We start from the raw sequence: 15,798 nt of genomic DNA on the forward strand, positions 1-15,798 counted from the left end.
GGTCGCCGTCGGCGTCACGGTGTCGGTCGCCGTCGCCGTCACGGTGTCGGTCGCCGTCGGCGTGTCCGTTGCACTCGACGTCGCCGTTTCCGTCTCCATCGTCTCGGTTGCCGTCACCGTGGTCGTCGTTTCGGCTGTCGTGGTCGCCGTTTCCGTTCCGGTCGACGTCGCCGTGGTCGTCACCGTCGATTCCTCCGTATCCCCGTTGGGCAGGTCGACGGTCAGGGTGTGGGTCCCCGACTCGAAGGTCTCGGTGTCGCTGTCGACGAACTCCTGGTCGGCCTCGGTCTGGGGGCTCCAGCCGGGACCGGTCTTCTCGTAGCTCGCGAGGGTCAACTCGATCGGTTCGCCCTCGCTGACGGTGAAGGTGATCGTCGCGGTGTCGTTCTCGACCGAGATGTCCTCGCTCTCGATCCGGTCGGCCACGGTTTCGTCGGTCACGAACTCGCCGTCGGAGACGCGTGTGATGTCCGAATCGGTGTTGCCGTGTGCGAAGCGGACCAGTCTATCGGGCGTGTAGTAGCCCTCGTCGCTCCGGAGGTTTTCGATCGCTTCGCCCGTCACGAAGTCCACCTGGTAGTACGTCGCGTTCTGGGGCATCGGCCGCTCCTCGACCGGCGTCACGTCGCCGTCGGCGAGGTCGAAGGTGGCGTTCGGGATCCCCGCGTTGACCGCGAGGTCGCTCACGAGGAACGAGGTGTTGATCGTGGTCGTCTCACCCTCGGTCGTGAGGGTGACGTTCGAGACGCCTTTCACCGGAACGCTCGACGCCCGGTCGAGGTAGACGGTCGCCGACGCGGTGTAGCCCAGCGATTCGTTCTCGCTCTCGATGGCGACCACGTCGGTCGTGTAGCCGTCGACCATCTCGGTGCCCTCGTAGGTCACGTCGCTGTCGGCCAGCATCGTCGAGGGGTCACTCGTGCCCATCGCGCTCGCGTTCATCCCCATCGCGTCGGCCTGCGAGACGCCGCCCGCGGTCGCCCCACCCATGGCGCTCGCCGGCGAGGCGTTAGCGAGGTCCGCCACCGGCAGCGCCGTCGTGGTGTCGGTCGCGGGGTCGTAGTACATCACCGTGGTGCCGTTCGAGGCCACGATGGTTCCGGCCTGGGCCTCGGGTTCGAGGACGTCGAGTCGGACCATATCCGGGGCCTTGTACGAGACGTTCGCGCTCGCGTCGAAGGACTGGCTCCCGGCGTCGTTCGAGACCACGGTCTCGCTCTCGACCGTCGCGCTCAGGTCGTGGAGACCGTCGTAGGACGTCCGTGCGTCCTGATACACGTCGAACAACGTCCGGTCGCCGTTTCCGGAAGCCGTCCCGGTCGCCGTCGCCGTGTCGGTGGCGGTTTCGGTCGCCGCGTTCGTTGCGGTGTCGGTCGATTCGGTCGCCGTTTCGTCCGCCGTCGACTCGACCTGTGCGTTCGCGCCGTTCGATACGTCCGCCTGTGCGCTCGCCGCGTTCGCGACCTGGTCGCCACCGAACGGGGAGACCCCCGAGACTGGAATCGCGACGGTGAGCAAGCCGAGCGCGACCACTATCGCGCCCAGCTGCTTCATTGATATCATCAGTTGTTTTATCTACGATAACCTCTATAAAACTTCGGGTCGGAAGAAAAGAACGAGTGACGTATCCCAGGAGAACGTCCCGAAAACGTATCGTCGACTGACCGACCGAGCCGCTCGATGCTCCGGTCGGCCCCACCGCTCGCGTCCGGCGTTCGGCTCCGAACGCGACCCCGTCTTTCGTGACTGGAAGGGCAAAAAATAAGCCGTCCTGGGTGGACCCGAACACGTGAACCGCTCCGCTTCCCAGCGACCGTTCCGGGAGCCCGTGAGGTGAGTGTCGCCGTTCGCGCCACCGGGGTCGGCCGTCATCCGCGCGCACGACGGGTGCTCGCCGCGCTCGGCGTGCTCGTCGCGACGGCGACGACGGTGCTGCTGGTCGGTCCCCTCGGACTGCTCGTTGCGGTCGCGGTTGGTGCGGGGCAGTACCTGTTCGGTACGGCGGTCGCGTTCGCGCTCGGACAGGTCGTACTCGTCGGCCTGCTTCCGTTCGACGGCCCCGTGGCCGACTTCGCCCTCGCCGAAGCCGGGCTGTGTCTCGTCCTCGTCTGCGGGCTCGTCGACCACGCGGAGCCGGTACGTTCGGTCGTGGCGACGCTCGTCGCGGGCGTTGCCGTCGGCGGCCTGACGTGGCTGGTCTTCCGCGCGACGGACTCGGTCCCGCTCACCGGCGGCGCGCTCGTCGTCGGGCTCGCGCTGGTCCTCTACGCGGGCCATCGGTACGAACGGGTTCGACTGGGGTTGGTCGAACGTGAGTGAGGCCGCTACGCGACCCGCCGAGGAAGACTCGACGGAGGCGGAGCCGTCCCCGAACGACGACCGCACGGCGCGGATCGAGGTGTTGCGCGAGGAGAACCAGCGCCTCCGCGAGGAGTACGCGCGGGCCCGTCGAACCCAGTATCGTCGGACGGCGCTCGCGCTGGCGGCGGTCGGGCTGGTCGCGGCGCTCGGCGGCGCGCTCTTTCCGAACTCCCGCACCGTGCTGTTCGCGCTTGGCGGGACGGGACTGTTCGCCGCCGCGCTCACCTACTACCTCACGCCGGAGCAGTTCGTCTCGGCGACCGTCGGCGAGGGGGTCTACAGCGCGTTCGCGACGACCGAAGCCGCGCTCGTCGACGAACTCGGGCTCCAGGACGACCGGGTCTACCTCCCAGGTCCCGAAACGGTCGAGGGGAGCTCGGTACGGCTGTTCGTCCCCCAGAACGCCGACTATCGCCTGCCGGAGCCGATGGCCCTCGGGTCGGTGTTCGTCGTCGACGACGAGGCAGCCCGTGGGGTGAGCCTCCATCCGAGCGGCGGGCCGCTGTTCGAGGAGTTCCGCCGGGCGCTCTCGACGGAACTCCCCGGCGACGCCGACCGCCTCGCCGACCGCCTCACCGACGGGCTCGTCGAGGAGTTCGAGCTGGTGCGGAGCACGACGCGCGACGTCTCCGGGACGCCCGACGGCGAGGGGAGCGTGACGATCGGGATCGACGGGAGCGCGTACGGCGCGGTCGACCGGATCGACCATCCCGTGGCGTCGTTTCTCGGCGTCGGGTTCGCGGAGGGGCTCGACCGAGCGGTGTCGGTCACCGCCCGCTCGGTCGACGACGACCGCGCCGACTACCTCGTGACGTGCTCGTGGGACGACTGACGGCGCTCATTCCTGTTTTCCGCCGTCGCTCACCGCGGCCTGCGGCTCGGCCGCGTCCTCGCCGGGCGGTTCGGTCTCGGCGGCGATGGTGTCGAGTACGTCCACGACCGAGACGTCGCTGAGCGAGGCGTCGGTGCTCAACACCAGCCGGTGGACGAGGATCGGTTCGATGAGGGCCTTGACGTCGTCCGGGATGACGTAGTCGCGACCGGTGATCGCCGCGCGGGCCTTCGCGGTGTTGAGGAAGGCGAGTGTCGCCCGGGGCGACGCGCCGTACTCGACGTGTGGGTTCTCGTGGGTCGCGCCCACGACGTCGAGGACGTACTCCTTCACCGACCCGTCGACGTAGACCTCGGCCACCGTCTCGCGGGCGTCGAGGAGCTCCTCGCTCGTGACGACCCGTTCGATCCGGTCGGGGCCGAGCGTCGGGTCGGTGTCGAACCGGTCGAGGAGTTCCCGACCCTCGGTCCTCGTCGGGAGCTCCGCCGTGAGCTTGAACTGGAAGCGGTCGCGCTGGGCCTCGGGGAGCTCGAAGGTCCCCTCCATCTCGATCGGGTTCTGGGTCGCGATCAGCATGAACGGCTCCGGCAGCGCGAGGGTCTCGCCGTCGATCGTGACCTGGCGCTCCTGCATGGCTTCGAGCAGCGCGCTCTGGGTCTTCGGCGTCGCGCGATTGATCTCGTCGGCCACCACGAGGTTCGCGAAGACGGGCCCGCGCTGGAGTTCGAACTCGCCGGTCGACTCCCGGTAGATGTGGGTGCCGGTGATGTCGGCCGGGAGCACGTCGGGGGTGAGCTGGACCCGATTGTGCCCCAGCCCGCTGGCCCGGGCGAACAGCCGGGCGACGGTGGTCTTCGCGACGCCCGGCACCCCCTCGAGCAGCACGTGCCCGCGGGTCAGGAGGGCGATCGTCATCCCCTCGACGAGCTCCGCCTTGCCGATGAGCACCGACCCCATCTCGTCGTGGAGGGCGGCGTAAATCTCGTCCGGTGTGGTCATTGGTTAGTCCTCATCCCGGCGGCTCATAATCCCTCGTATCACCCGGTCGACCCGTTCGTCGTCCCACTCCGGATGTCGGCTCCGGACGAACGACGACAGCTCGTCGGCGTCCAGGGTCGGGTCCGGGGCTGGCTCGCTCCCGAACCGGTCCGCGAGTCGCCGGAGTGCCCTCGGAGGACGGGTCCAAAGCCCGAGAACCCCGAGACAGAGGCTCCCGAGCACCAGTTGAAGGACCGGCACGTCCCGAACGACGAGCAGCGCCACCGAGAGCGGCGGCAGCCGACCGGCGTGGGAGTAGTCCAACAGGACCCGTTGGTGGTCGGCGAACAGCGACCGAACGAACGCCCGGTTGTCGGCTCGATCCAGCATCGCGTTGATGAACAGGCTCGGGTCGCCGACCACGACCACCCGCCCGTCGCCGACCGGTTCGGTCGTTGCCACCGGATAGCTCCCCACCCGGTCGCTGTCGTCGAGCTCGTCGTTAGCGTTGGCATCGAGGTACGCCACGCTGGACGAGCTCGCGAGCACCCTCGCGCCGTTGGGGTCGACGCCAGTGCCGTGGTTGAGCGTGAGGCTGTCGACGCCCGCCATCAGGCCTCCGTCCGAGACGTTCCGCGCGACCGGCAGCGCCGGCGAGCGGTAGTTGTAGCGTTCGTCGCGGAGCGTATCACCGTCCAGGCGTGCGTTCGCCCCCAGCCGGGCGAGCAGCGGGTTCGAGTGCGGTCCGACGTCCTCGGCGACGACGAGGGTGCCGCCGCGCCGGACGAACGCCCGAAGACGGTCGGTGTCGCTGGGGCCGTAGCCGGTCTCGGGCGAGAGCACGACCGCGACGGAGCCGTTCGCCGGCCCGCTCGAATACTGGGTGGTGTTCCTGACGATCGCGCTCTCGGCCCCGACGGCTCGGGCTTCGTCCTGGAGCTGCGAGGCCCCGTCCCAGCCCTGATTGAACGACCCGAACGCCGCGCTCGACGTGGTCGCCGCGAGGACGAGGCCGACGGCGACGACGACCGTGAGCCCGACGAGTACGACTTGGGGATAGTCGAAATCCGGCCGATCCATCAGACCACACCCTGCGGAAGGATGGCGAGCACCCGTCGGACCACGACGTAGGCGAAGACGACGAGCCCGGCGAGGATCACCCACCGGAGTCGGGCGCGCCAGCGCGGCGTCACGGCGAACGGGGCGGTGAGTTCGACTACGACGAGGAAGCCGATGAGCGAGAGCACGAAGAAGAGCTCCAGCGAGAGCGCGCCCAGCAGCGACAGGCAGACCACCGTCGCGAGCATCCAGGCGGTCTGCCCGTAGACGAAGCGCCGTCGCCGCTGGGTTGCCATGGTACCGCCTCCCGGTCGTCGTCCTTCAACCTACCGACTCGGAGGCTTATTTATCCCGTTCGTTCGCCCGACGGAACCCCTCTCACCACACCCAGGTCGTTTCACGACGTGCGTTCGGTGCGGGTCGGCGGGCCGACCGTAACCCCTTCACTACGGCGGCACGACGACCGTCCATGGCACGGGACGACCGCACGTGCTGTGCGGCCTCGCGCGACCCGGAGCGGCCGTCGCGGGAGCGACCCTCGGCGGCCGACCGGGACCGGGTCGAACGGACCGCCCCGGCGACGGCCGACGACGGGAGAACGACGCGAATGGTACGCCTCGACGGCGGCCGGTTCACGATGGGGACCGACGACGGGGTCGGGTTCCCCGAGGACGGCGAGGGGCCGGCGCGCGAGGTGGCGCTCGACCCGTTCTACGTCGACCGGTTCGCCGTGACGAACGCCGAGTTCCTCCGGTTCGTTCGCGAGACGGGCTACACCACCGAGGCCGAACGGTTCGGCTGGTCGTTCGTCTTCGAGGACTTCGTCGCGCCCGCCGACGAGTCACACGTGATGCAGTCCGTGGCGGCAGCGCCGTGGTGGGTCGCCGTCGAGGGCGCGACCTGGCTCCGACCCGAGGGTCCGAGTTCGAGCGTGGTCGGGGACGACCGGTTGAAACAGCCCGTCGCGCACGTCTCGTGGAACGACGCCCAGGCGTACGCCGACTGGGCCGGCAAGCGCCTCCCGACGGAAGCCGAGTGGGAGTACGCCGCACGCGGCGGGCTGGAGGGAAAACGGTATCCCTGGGGCGACGACCTCCGACCCGACGGCGAGCACCGCTGTAACATCTGGCAGGGCGACTTCCCGGAGCACAACACCGGCGACGACGGCTACCTCGGCCCCGCACCCGTAACCGCCTACGAACCGAACGGGTTCGGGCTCTACAACGTCTCCGGCAACGTCTGGGAGTGGTGTGCCGACTGGTTCAGCTCGGAGTACCACACCACCGAGGCCTACTCCCACACGAACCCGACGGGTCCGCCGGACGGCGATTCGCGGGTGATGCGCGGCGGGTCGTACCTCTGTCATCGGTCGTGGTGCAACCGATACCGGGTCGCGGCGCGCTCGCAGAACACGCCCGACAGCTCGACCGGGAACATCGGCTTTCGGTGCGTGGTCGACGTCGCCTGATCACTCCGGCGGGGACCGTCTCGCGAGCGACGACCGGATGCGCTCGTAGACCGCGGGATTGGCTTCGGCCGCGTACGCCGGGAAGCTCTCGTTCGTGATCCCGTGGAACCGCGAGGTGCTGGTGAACGCGACGACTGGGCGGATCGTCTCGGGGTCCGGCAGCCGAAAGCAGACGTTGGCGACGACCCGCTCGACCCCGTCCAGCCGCGAGACGTCGTTCGCGACGCACTGGGCGTACATCTCGGCGTTCTCGACGAGGTGCCGAGCGGTGAGCGCGGTCGGGACGAAACAGAGTTCGAAGTGAACCTCGTCGGGAACCGGGTGGTCGGTGCCGGGGTAGAAGTGGCCGCGCATCCGGTTGAACTGGCGGACGATCTCGTTGGCCCCGGTCGCGTGGCGCACCGCCGACTCGGATTTGACCTCGTAGAGGTGGCCGCTCGACGTCCCCGTGGTCTGATAGAGGTCGACGACGCCCCGGTCGCCGTAGTGGTTGTAGTGTTCCTCGGGGTAGAGCTTCGTCTCGATGTCCCGCTCGCCACGCGAACGAGCGGCCCGCTCGCTTCGTTTGTGGTGGCGGATCAGCGCGTTCGTGATGTCGTCCTCGTTCATCGTGGGCGGGGTCGGTGGCCGGCTACGCGCCGTCCGCACTTATACCTGCGCGGTCCGAAGCCGAGCGATCGTGCTCGCGTCGCCGTGTTTTTCGCTCGATTCGGTGGCGTCGCCCCGTCCGCTAGGGCTTTGTGTCTGCCGGTTGCAGAACCGTCACGAATGGGGAGTCGAGCCGCGCCCGGACCGGGTGAGACGGACGGAGCATTGGATCGTATCCGACGAGAGGTGACGGATGGCGAGTGAGGACGCGGAGACGGTCACGCTCGACGCCGCCGGCGAGGTTCGAATCCCGACCATCGAACTCCTCACCGGTCGTGGGTTCGTCACGGGCAAGAGCGGCGGCGGGAAGTCGAACACCGCGAGCGTGGTCGCCGAGGAGCTCCTCGACGACGGCCACCCGCTCATGATCGTCGACACGGACGGTGAGTACTACGGCCTGAAGGAGCGCTACGAGGTCCTCCACGCGGGCGCGGACGACGAGTGCGACGTCCAGGTCGGGACCGAACACGCCGACAAGCTCGCCGAACTCGCGCTCGACGGCGGCGTCCCGGTGATCCTCGACGTTTCGGCCTACCTCGACGACGGCGGTCACGACATCGTCCGGGCGACCGTCGAGGCGCTGTTCCGGCGCGAACAGGAGGCCCGACGGCCGTTCCTCCTCCTCGTCGAGGAGGTCCACGAGTTCATCCCCGAGTCCGGCGGGCTCACCGAGGCCGGAAAGATGCTCGTCCGGGTGGCCAAGCGCGGGCGAAAGCGCGGCCTCGGTTTCTGCGGTATCTCCCAGCGGCCGGCGAACGTCAAGAAGGACGTGATCACCCAGTGCGACTGGCTCTGCTGGCACCGCCTCACCTGGAACAACGACACCGCGGTGGTCGGCCGCGTGCTCGACAACCAGGCCGCGGAAGCAGTACAGAACCTCGCGGACGGCGAGGCGATCCTCGTCACCGACTGGGACGGGACCCGACGTCGGGTGCAGGTCCGCCGGAAGCGGACGTTCGACGCGGGCTCGACGCCGGGCCTCGGCGACGTCGACCGCCCGGAACTCAAGTCGATCGGCGAGGGGCTGCTCGGCGACCTCACCGAGATATCGGACCAGAAGCGCGAGCACGAGAACCGCCTCGCCAAACTCGAAGCCGACCTCGAAAGCAAGAACGAACGCATCGCGGAGCTCGAACGCGAACTCTCCCGGGCGCGGGACCTCAGCGAGATGGCCGAACAGTTCACCCGCGCGCTGACCGGCGATGCTGTGTCGTCAGCGAGTCAGCGAACGAGGTCGGCCGACGATCCTACGCACCACGAACTCGGCGATTTCGAGGCGACCGACGAGGGTGCGGACGGTGACGGCACCGCCGACACCCCCACTGACGACGCCAGCACCGGCGACGCCACTTCCAGCGACAACACCGACACCGCCGCCACTACCGATATCGCCGGGACGGTCGACGCCGACAACGCCCTCGATACCGACGAGGGCAGCGAGGACCCGGCTACCGACGAGGCCGCCGGCGAACCGTCGTCCGAGGCGGGCGAGGCCGACCCGATCAGGGTCGCCGACGACCCCGGTGGCCCCGGCGGGTCGAACCCCGATCCGGCGGACGGGAGGTCGTACGCCGACCTGCTCGACATGGACGTCGTTCGCCACGAGGTCCAGCAAGCCGAGGACCACTCGCGGGCGTCGCCGACCTACGCGAAGGGGATCATCGCCACGCTCATCGACGAGGGCGGCCCGGTGAGCCAGCGCACGCTCCTCTCCCGAGTCGGGGGGTCGAGCACGGACGAGGTCACCACGATGGCGACCACGCTCGAAGCCATGCGGACCGTCGAGAAGGAGCACACCGACGAGGGATTGATGATCGGCATCGACCCGGACGGCGTTCGCGAGTTGCGCGAGACGAGTCTCGGGCGCGAACGGACCCGAAGCCTGGCCGACGGGTTCTGAGGCGGACGGTTCCGTGGCGCTTCTCGACATCCTCGTCGTCCTCGTCGTCGCCACCCTCGTCGGTGGACTGGGGATCTACGCCGTGGTTCGCCTCCTCGTCGACGACGCGATCGAGCCGATCGACGGACTGGTGCTCGCGCTGGTCGGTGCGGCCGCCTGGGGTGCGGTAAGTCTGTTCCTCGCGTCCACCCCGGTCCTCGGCCCGGTACTGGCGCTCCTCGTCTGGGTCGTGCTCGTCGAGGTTCGGTACCCGTGCGGCTGGCCGGCCGCGAGCGCGCTCGGGTTCGTGGTCTGGCTCCCGTCGGTCGGACTCCTGTACGTCCTCGGCACCTTCGGGGTGGTATCGTTCGCCGCGGTCGGCGTCCCCGTCGTCTACTTCGGGGGATAACGCTCATCACGCCGCGGGTCCCCAGCAGGACCATATCGTGGAGGAGCAGGCATCCGAGATCGAACTCACCAAGCGCGGGGTGCTGCGGGCGGGACTCGGCATCGGCGCGGGGAGTGCGCTGTCCCGTCCCGTGGCCGCCCGACCGGAACCGTCCCCCGGTCCGGTGGCCGTCACGAACGACGCTCGACCCGGTAGTAGAAAATTCGAGTCGCCGGGGTCGCCCTCCAGGGCCGCCTATCGCGCGCTCGCGGCGGTCGAGCGCCAGGTTACCCAGCGCTCGGGGTCCTCCGATTTCGACCGCACGGTGAACGCGGTCGAGTACCTCGGTCTCGGGTCGAACGACGCGGTGAACGAGGCGCTCGAACGCGCCGACGCCGCCGGCGACCTCGACGGAGTTCGACTCCGGTTCCCCGCCGGCACCTACCGGGTCGCGGACGACGTCAACATCTCGCCCGCCGGACCGTTCGGTATCGTCGGTCCGCGGGCGGTCTTCCGGGTCGACCCCGGCGTTCGGTGTGAGCTGAACGTTCACACCGGCTCACGCGGGCTGTTCGAGGGGTTCACGATCGACCAGCGCGCCGACCGGGCCGCGGTCTCGCTGCTCCTCGAAACCGACGACCACATCGACGCCCGCGGGCTCACGTTTCGCGGCCCCGTCGAGGCGGTGGGCGACGACCAGCAAGCGCTGGTTCGTCCGGTCGCCACGAGCCGGGAGGCGAGCGTCCGGATCGAGAACCTCCGTGCGGTCGGCGGCACCAACGCGGGCTCACACGCCTGGGTCCGGCCCGAATCCCCGCCGCCGGGCCACGTCGCCGGCGGGGTACCGGGCGCGTTCGTCGGGGAATCGAACGTAGGCGTGGTCCAGTTCGTCGAACCGGTTCTCCACGGGTGGGAGAACGGTCTCTACGCCTCGCGGACGCCCGGCGCGGTTCAGGTCGTCGGCGGTACCTTCGTCAACAACAACAACACTGCGGTGCGGATCAGCGGCGCGGAGTCGTTCTGCGACGGGGCCACCGTCGTCCTCGACGCGGGTCGCTGGCCCGACGGACGCCCCGGACGGTTCACGATCGGCGAGATACAGGGCGTGAGCGGCGTCCGCTCGGAGACCGGTCCGCTGAACAAGGAGGGCGCACGGTTTCGGAACCTCGACGTTCGGGCCAGGCGGCTGGACCGGTGTCCCGGACTCGTCGTCTACGACGGCAGCGCCGCCACCGGCCGAATGCACAACTGTCGGCTGACGAACGACATCGACGGGACCCCGGCGGTCCGGATCGACGAACCCGGAACCGGGCCGCATCCGGCCTCGACGGGCCCGCAGGCGATACGGATGGACCGGATCGAGATACGCGGGAGCGCGACGGGTGGCCCGGCCGTCAGCGGCACCGACGCCCGGCCGAACACCGTGCTCGCGGATAGCTGTGTCCGACTTCCCGGTGCAGGGCCGGCGAGTATCGTCGGGGTGACCACCCGAAACGTCGGCTACGGCGCGGACTGTACCGCGAGCCAGGGTACCGACGGGCCGGTCGGGGCTCCACCGGGGACCCCCGAGGTTCGGGACCTGACGGTCCGGCCCCCCTCGCCCGACCCGGGCCTGTCGGGGCTCGGCCTCCTCGTCGCGGCGGGCGCGCTCGTCTCGTTCGGCACCGCGACCCTCGTCCCCGCGCTCCGCGACCGTTTGCGGAAGTGAAGCCGAGCGAGTCGGTCCGACCGGTATCGAGCGGGTGTCGCCCGTAGGATGAAGACACCGACGGCCGTCGTGCGGGTGTGAACCCCGATACCGTCGTCACCGACGCCGACGAACACATCCACTACACCTGGGACAACGGGCTCGACCCGGTCGCGACCGTCGCGGACGGCGCGGTCGTCGAGTTCGAGTGTCGCGACGCCGCCGACAACCAACTCGCGACCGACGCCACCGGCGCGGACGTCGCCGCGATGGAGTCGAAGGGCCACGCGCTCTCCGGCCCGGTCGAAATGGGGAATGCCGAGCCCGGCGACACCCTCGCGGTCGACCTCCTCGACTTCGAGCACCACGGCCACGGCGTTTCCTACTTTCCGCCCGGCGACAGCGGGGCCGGACTCCTCCCCGATGAGTTCCCCGAGCCGTTCTGTTACAACTGGGAACTCGACGACGGGGTCGCGTTCTTCGAGAACGGCATCGAGGTTCCGCTGGCACCGTTTCCGGGGAACCTCGGTCTCGCGCCGGCGGAGCCGGGGCCGCACTCGACGACACCCCCACGAAACGTCGGCGGGAACCTCGACGTCAAACACCTCACCGCCGGTAGTACACTGTTTCTCCCGGTCGAGGTTTCGGGCGGGCTGTTCTCGATCGGCGACTGCCACGCCGCCCAGGGCGACGGCGAGGTCTGTCTCACGGGTATCGAGGCCCCGATGGACGTCACCGCCCGTTTTCGGCTGGTCGAACGCGACCTCATCGCTCCCGAGTTCGAGACCGGAGGACCGTTCACGCCGTCCGGCCGGGACGAACCCGCTCACGCTACAGTCGGAGTCAGCGACGACCTCATGGACGCCTGCCGGCTCGCGACCTCGCGGATGCTCGACCACCTCGAAGCCGAGCGGGGTCTCACGCGTGAGGCGGCCTACGTCCTCGCTTCAGTCGCCGTCGACCTGAAGGTGAATCAGGTGGTCGACGCGCCGAACTGGACGGTCTCGGCTTACGTCGCGGACTCGCTGTTTCCGTAGCCGTCGCTCCAGGGCGGGCTCGATAAAAGTCGGGAGTCGGTTAGGGTTCGAGCAGGACCTTCGTGACGCCTTCCTCGCGGTCGTCGAAGCGCTCGTACATCTCGGGGGCCTCGTCGAGGCCCACGCGGTGCGAGACGAGGAAGCTCGGGTCGGCGCGGCCCTCGATGATGAGGTCGCGGAGCTGGCGGTTGTAGGACTTCACGTCACACTGGCCGGTACCGAGCTTCTGGCCCTTCTCGAACAGCAGCCCGAAGTCGATGCCGAGGCGACCCTGGGCGGCCATGTCGTCCGGTGCGCCGGGGTCCTCGGGAACGTAGAGCCCGACGATGCCGAGTTGGCCGGTCGGGCGAACGGTTCGAATGAGGTTGTTGAGGACGTTCGCGGGGCTCTCGCGCGCGGGGTCGTACGCACCATCGCCTTCCTTATCGGGGTCCACGGCCTGATAGCCCACCGCGTCGACGCCCTTGTCGACGCCGCTGCCGTGGATCTCCTTGATCTGCTCGACGGGGTCGCCCTCCTCGAAGTTGATCGGGGTGGCGTCGCAGTGGTCGCGCGCGAGGTCCAGTCGGCTGGGGACCCGGTCGACCACGTAGATCTCCGAAGCACCCTGGATCTTCGCGCTGTAGGCGGCCATCAGTCCGACGGGACCCGCACCGTAGACCACGACCGACTCGCCGGGTTGGAGGTCGGCGAGTCGCGTGGCGTGCCAGCCCGTCGGGAAGATGTCGGCGAGCAGCGCGAACGAGTCCTCGTTGCTCCCGCCCTCGGGGAGTTTGAGCGCGTTGAAGTCGGCGTACGGTACGCGAAGCTTCTCGGCCTGTCCACCCTTGTAGGGCCCCATCGCGACGTAGCCGTAGGCCCCGCCGGCGAAGCCAGGGTTGACGTTTGTACAGAAACCCGTCTTCCCGTTCTCGCAGTTCCGGCAGTGGCCACAGGCCACGTTGAACGGGAGGACGACACGGTCGCCCGCTTCGAGGGTGTCGACGCCCTCGCCGACCTCCTCGACGATCCCCATGTTCTCGTGGCCGAAGACGATCCCCGGCTCGGCGGCGGTTCGCCCCTCGTACATGTGGAGGTCCGACCCACAGATACACGACGTCGTGATGTCGATCACGATGTCGTTGGGGTGTTCGAGTTCCGGTTCGTCGACGTCCTCGACCGCGACGTCGTGTGCGCCCTGATAGACGACGGCTCTCATTGACATGTGTGGTGGCTCCACCCACTCTTCGACTCGTATCGTAATGTATTTTCCCCATGGTAAATCACCGTATCGAGGTCCGGACGAACGCCAATGCTTAGTTCTCCCCCGAACACCCACCTGCAATGGCCAGTCGAGACGACCCCAGCGACGACGAGCAGGTTCGCGACGCGATCGATCGCTCGCGGAGCGGCGTGCCGGCGGCGGGGGCCGTGGTGCGCGACCGGTTCTCGGCCGACGAGGTGTTCCAGCGGATCATCGCCGCCGCCGACGAGGAGGTCACCTCGGGTCGGCGCGAACTCTTCTTCAGCGGGCTCGCCGCGGGCTTCGCGATCACGATCACCTTCCTGCTCTACTCCTCGATGACGGCCACGACCGACCACGACCCGATCCTGAGCGCGCTGCTCTACCCGCTGGGGTTCATCTACATCATCATCGGTGGCTACCAGCTCTACACCGAGAACACCCTCCCTCCCGTCGCGCTCACCCTCGAACGCCTCGTGAGCCTCCCCAGGCTCCTCCGTCACTGGACGATCGTGCTCGCGGGGAACCTCACCGGCGGCGGGCTGGGCGCGGTGGCGCTGACCTGGGGCGGGGTGTTCTCGCCCGAGGCGACCCAGGCGGCGCTCGAACACGCCCAGCACGGCATCGACACGCCGGCCCCCGCGCTGTTCTCGAAGGCGGTCTTCGCGGGGCTGATCGTCGCGGGCGTCGTCTGGGTGGTCTACGCCTCGCGCGACACCATCTCCCGGCTCGTCGTGGTCTACCTCGCCTTCCTCGCGATCCCGCTCGGGGACCTGTTCCACGTCGTGGTCTCGTTCACCGAGATGCTCTATCTCGTCCTCGCGGGCAACCTCGAACTTGGCGTCGGGTTGACGGCGTTCGTGATCCCGGTGTTGCTCGGCAACACCGTCGGTGGGATCGTCCTGGTGACGGTGGTCAACTACTTCCAGACCTCCGCCGAGCGCCGCGACGCCGCCCGGTTCGAGGGCTCGCAACGACAGCTCTCGCTCCGCGAGTGGCTCCTGGGTGGACTCGCCGGCCGGTCGTACGTCTCGATGGTCGATACCAGCGGGACGGTCGCCGACGACGGGACCTACCGGGTGCTGGTGCCGATCGGCAACCCGCGAACGGAGGCCCCCGTGGTCGACCTCGCCTGCCGGCTCGCCAGCCGCCACGACGACGCGGTGGTTCACGCCGTCCACATCATCCAGACGCCCGACACCCCCGCGAGCTATCGGTTCGCGGACCGCGAGCGGATCGTCGCCGACTCCGCCGACCGGATGGAGCCGCTCGCGGAGCTCATCGAGTCCTACGAAGTCACGGCCAAGACTTCGACCATCGTCTCACGGCGGTCGTTCGAGGAGGTGTTCGACGCCGCCGGCCGTCTGTGTGCCGACCTCGTCGTGATGGGATGGGGTGCGGACCGGCCCTGGGCCGACGCCCGCACCGAGCGCCCGCTCGACGAACTCACTCACCAACACGGGACGGACTTCCTCGTGCTCAACGACCGCGGCACCGACGCCTCTCGCGTGCTGGTGCCGGTCGGCGACGGCCCCTCCCCCGAACTGAGCGCCGAGGTCGCGCGGGCCTACCGGTCGAGCAAGGGCTCCTCGGTCACGTTGCTCCGCGTCGTCGACACGCCGGCCGACCGCGAGGCGGGCGAGGCGTTCCTCGACGAGTGGGCGAGCGAGCACGACCTCGCGGACGCCGAGCGAGTGGTCGAGGCCGGCGACGTCGGGCCCGTGATCCGGCGGGTCGCTACGGACCACTCCCTGTTGGTGCTGGGAGCGACCGAAGCGGGCGTTCTCTCGCGGCTCGTCACGGACTCGCTCCGGTTCGACGTCGTCGAGGGGGTGTCGTGTTCGGTGGTGATCGCCGAACGCTCCACCGAACGGAGCCTCGTCGAGCGCCTCGTCGGTCGGCTGTAGCCCGCCCGTCCACGACCGCTCGATCGGAATACGGGTGTGGCGTCGGCGGATTCAGCCCTCGTACGCCGAGAGACAGTCTTCGTCGCAGAAGTGGGTGATGACCACAGCTCCGTCCGCGACCTCGGTCGTCACACGGTGGGTCGGCTGGTTGAGGATCGTCTCGCCGCAGGTCGCACACGTCGGCGCGGTTTCTTCGGTGTCCTCGGCCACGTCGGAGACTGGGTCGACCATGGGCTACCGAGGGAGCCGGCCCGCATAACTCCACCACTTCGGCTCGGAGTGGTCGTGAGGGGGCCGAGCGAACTCGGTCACGCATACCGCAAGCCCGGGGC

At 69.1% G+C, this 15,798-nt stretch carries 15 protein-coding genes; 8 read left to right on the top strand and 7 right to left on the bottom strand.

The features are described 5' to 3' along the window. The coding region (locus C447_RS10610) for a LolA family protein (RefSeq protein ID WP_152416147.1) at positions 1 to 1,563 on the bottom strand (1,563 nt) is incomplete at its 3' end. 270 nt (positions 1,564 to 1,833) lie between these two features. Between C447_RS10610 and C447_RS10615 the strand changes: the two genes are divergently transcribed. Beyond that, positions 1,834 to 2,319, top strand: a complete 486-nt coding sequence (locus C447_RS10615; protein ID WP_237713441.1) for a hypothetical protein — start codon at positions 1,834 to 1,836, stop codon at positions 2,317 to 2,319. After that, on the top strand, positions 2,312 to 3,193 hold the full coding sequence (locus C447_RS10620) for a hypothetical protein (protein ID WP_007693724.1): 882 nt from the start codon (positions 2,312 to 2,314) through the stop codon (positions 3,191 to 3,193). The genes C447_RS10615 and C447_RS10620 overlap by 8 nt, the downstream gene beginning before the upstream one ends. Before the next feature lie 6 nt (positions 3,194 to 3,199). Here C447_RS10620 and C447_RS10625 read toward each other — a convergent pair whose 3' ends face one another. The 3 genes from C447_RS10625 to C447_RS10635 are packed head-to-tail and all read right to left on the bottom strand — an operon-like array spanning position 3,200 to position 5,526. Beyond that, positions 3,200 to 4,192, bottom strand: coding sequence for an AAA family ATPase (locus C447_RS10625; RefSeq protein WP_007693726.1), 993 nt, complete (start codon positions 4,190 to 4,192; stop codon positions 3,200 to 3,202). 3 nt (positions 4,193 to 4,195) lie between these two features. Next, positions 4,196 to 5,251 (bottom strand): DUF4350 domain-containing protein, encoded by a 1,056-nt coding sequence (locus C447_RS10630; protein WP_007693728.1) that lies wholly within the window; start codon positions 5,249 to 5,251, stop codon positions 4,196 to 4,198. Then, positions 5,251 to 5,526: a hypothetical protein gene (locus C447_RS10635; protein ID WP_007693730.1), complete on the bottom strand. Its 276-nt coding sequence runs from the start codon at positions 5,524 to 5,526 to the stop codon at positions 5,251 to 5,253. The genes C447_RS10630 and C447_RS10635 overlap by 1 nt, the downstream gene beginning before the upstream one ends. 173 nt (positions 5,527 to 5,699) lie before the next feature. Here C447_RS10635 and C447_RS10640 point away from each other — a divergent pair, with 173 nt between their 5' ends. Beyond that, positions 5,700 to 6,698 (top strand): formylglycine-generating enzyme family protein, encoded by a 999-nt coding sequence (locus C447_RS10640; protein WP_007693731.1) that lies wholly within the window; start codon positions 5,700 to 5,702, stop codon positions 6,696 to 6,698. Here the strand turns inward: C447_RS10640 and C447_RS10645 are convergent, their stop codons facing one another. Further along, a complete protein-coding gene (locus C447_RS10645) occupies positions 6,699 to 7,307 on the bottom strand; it encodes a hypothetical protein (RefSeq protein ID WP_007693733.1) in 609 nt (202 codons plus the stop codon). Positions 7,308 to 7,539: 232 nt separating this feature from the next. On the opposite strand from C447_RS10645, the gene C447_RS10650 reads away from it, so the two are divergent. From C447_RS10650 to C447_RS10665, 4 genes are all read left to right on the top strand, one after another. Beyond that, positions 7,540 to 9,246 carry a helicase HerA domain-containing protein gene (locus tag C447_RS10650; RefSeq protein WP_007693735.1) on the top strand — a complete coding sequence of 569 codons (1,707 nt, stop codon included), beginning with the start codon at positions 7,540 to 7,542 and terminating at the stop codon, positions 9,244 to 9,246. Between the two features lie 13 nt (positions 9,247 to 9,259). After that, entirely contained in the window at positions 9,260 to 9,634 is a 375-nt protein-coding gene (locus C447_RS10655; RefSeq protein ID WP_007693737.1) for a hypothetical protein, read from the top strand. Positions 9,635 to 9,671: 37 nt separating this feature from the next. Next, a complete protein-coding gene (locus C447_RS10660; RefSeq protein ID WP_007693739.1) occupies positions 9,672 to 11,321 on the top strand; it encodes a hypothetical protein in 1,650 nt (549 codons plus the stop codon). Positions 11,322 to 11,398: 77 nt separating this feature from the next. After that, positions 11,399 to 12,337, top strand: a complete 939-nt coding sequence (locus C447_RS10665; RefSeq protein ID WP_007693741.1) for an acetamidase/formamidase family protein — start codon at positions 11,399 to 11,401, stop codon at positions 12,335 to 12,337. A gap of 40 nt (positions 12,338 to 12,377) precedes the next feature. Here C447_RS10665 and C447_RS10670 read toward each other — a convergent pair whose 3' ends face one another. After that, positions 12,378 to 13,535: a glutathione-independent formaldehyde dehydrogenase gene (locus C447_RS10670; protein ID WP_007693743.1), complete on the bottom strand. Its 1,158-nt coding sequence runs from the start codon at positions 13,533 to 13,535 to the stop codon at positions 12,378 to 12,380. 125 nt (positions 13,536 to 13,660) lie between these two features. Here C447_RS10670 and C447_RS10675 point away from each other — a divergent pair, with 125 nt between their 5' ends. After that, positions 13,661 to 15,466, top strand: a complete 1,806-nt coding sequence (locus tag C447_RS10675; RefSeq protein WP_007693745.1) for a formate/nitrite transporter family protein — start codon at positions 13,661 to 13,663, stop codon at positions 15,464 to 15,466. A 51-nt stretch (positions 15,467 to 15,517) separates the two neighbouring features. Here the strand turns inward: C447_RS10675 and C447_RS10680 are convergent, their stop codons facing one another. Continuing rightward, the gene (locus C447_RS10680; RefSeq protein WP_007693747.1) at positions 15,518 to 15,697 is read right to left on the bottom strand and encodes a DUF7576 family protein; all 180 of its coding nucleotides are present in this window, start codon (positions 15,695 to 15,697) and stop codon (positions 15,518 to 15,520) included. Positions 15,698 to 15,798 lie beyond the last annotated feature (101 nt).

Origin of the sequence: Halococcus hamelinensis 100A6 (genome assembly GCF_000336675.1) — an archaeon.
GTDB classification, from domain to species: domain Archaea; phylum Halobacteriota; class Halobacteria; order Halobacteriales; family Halococcaceae; genus Halococcus; species Halococcus hamelinensis.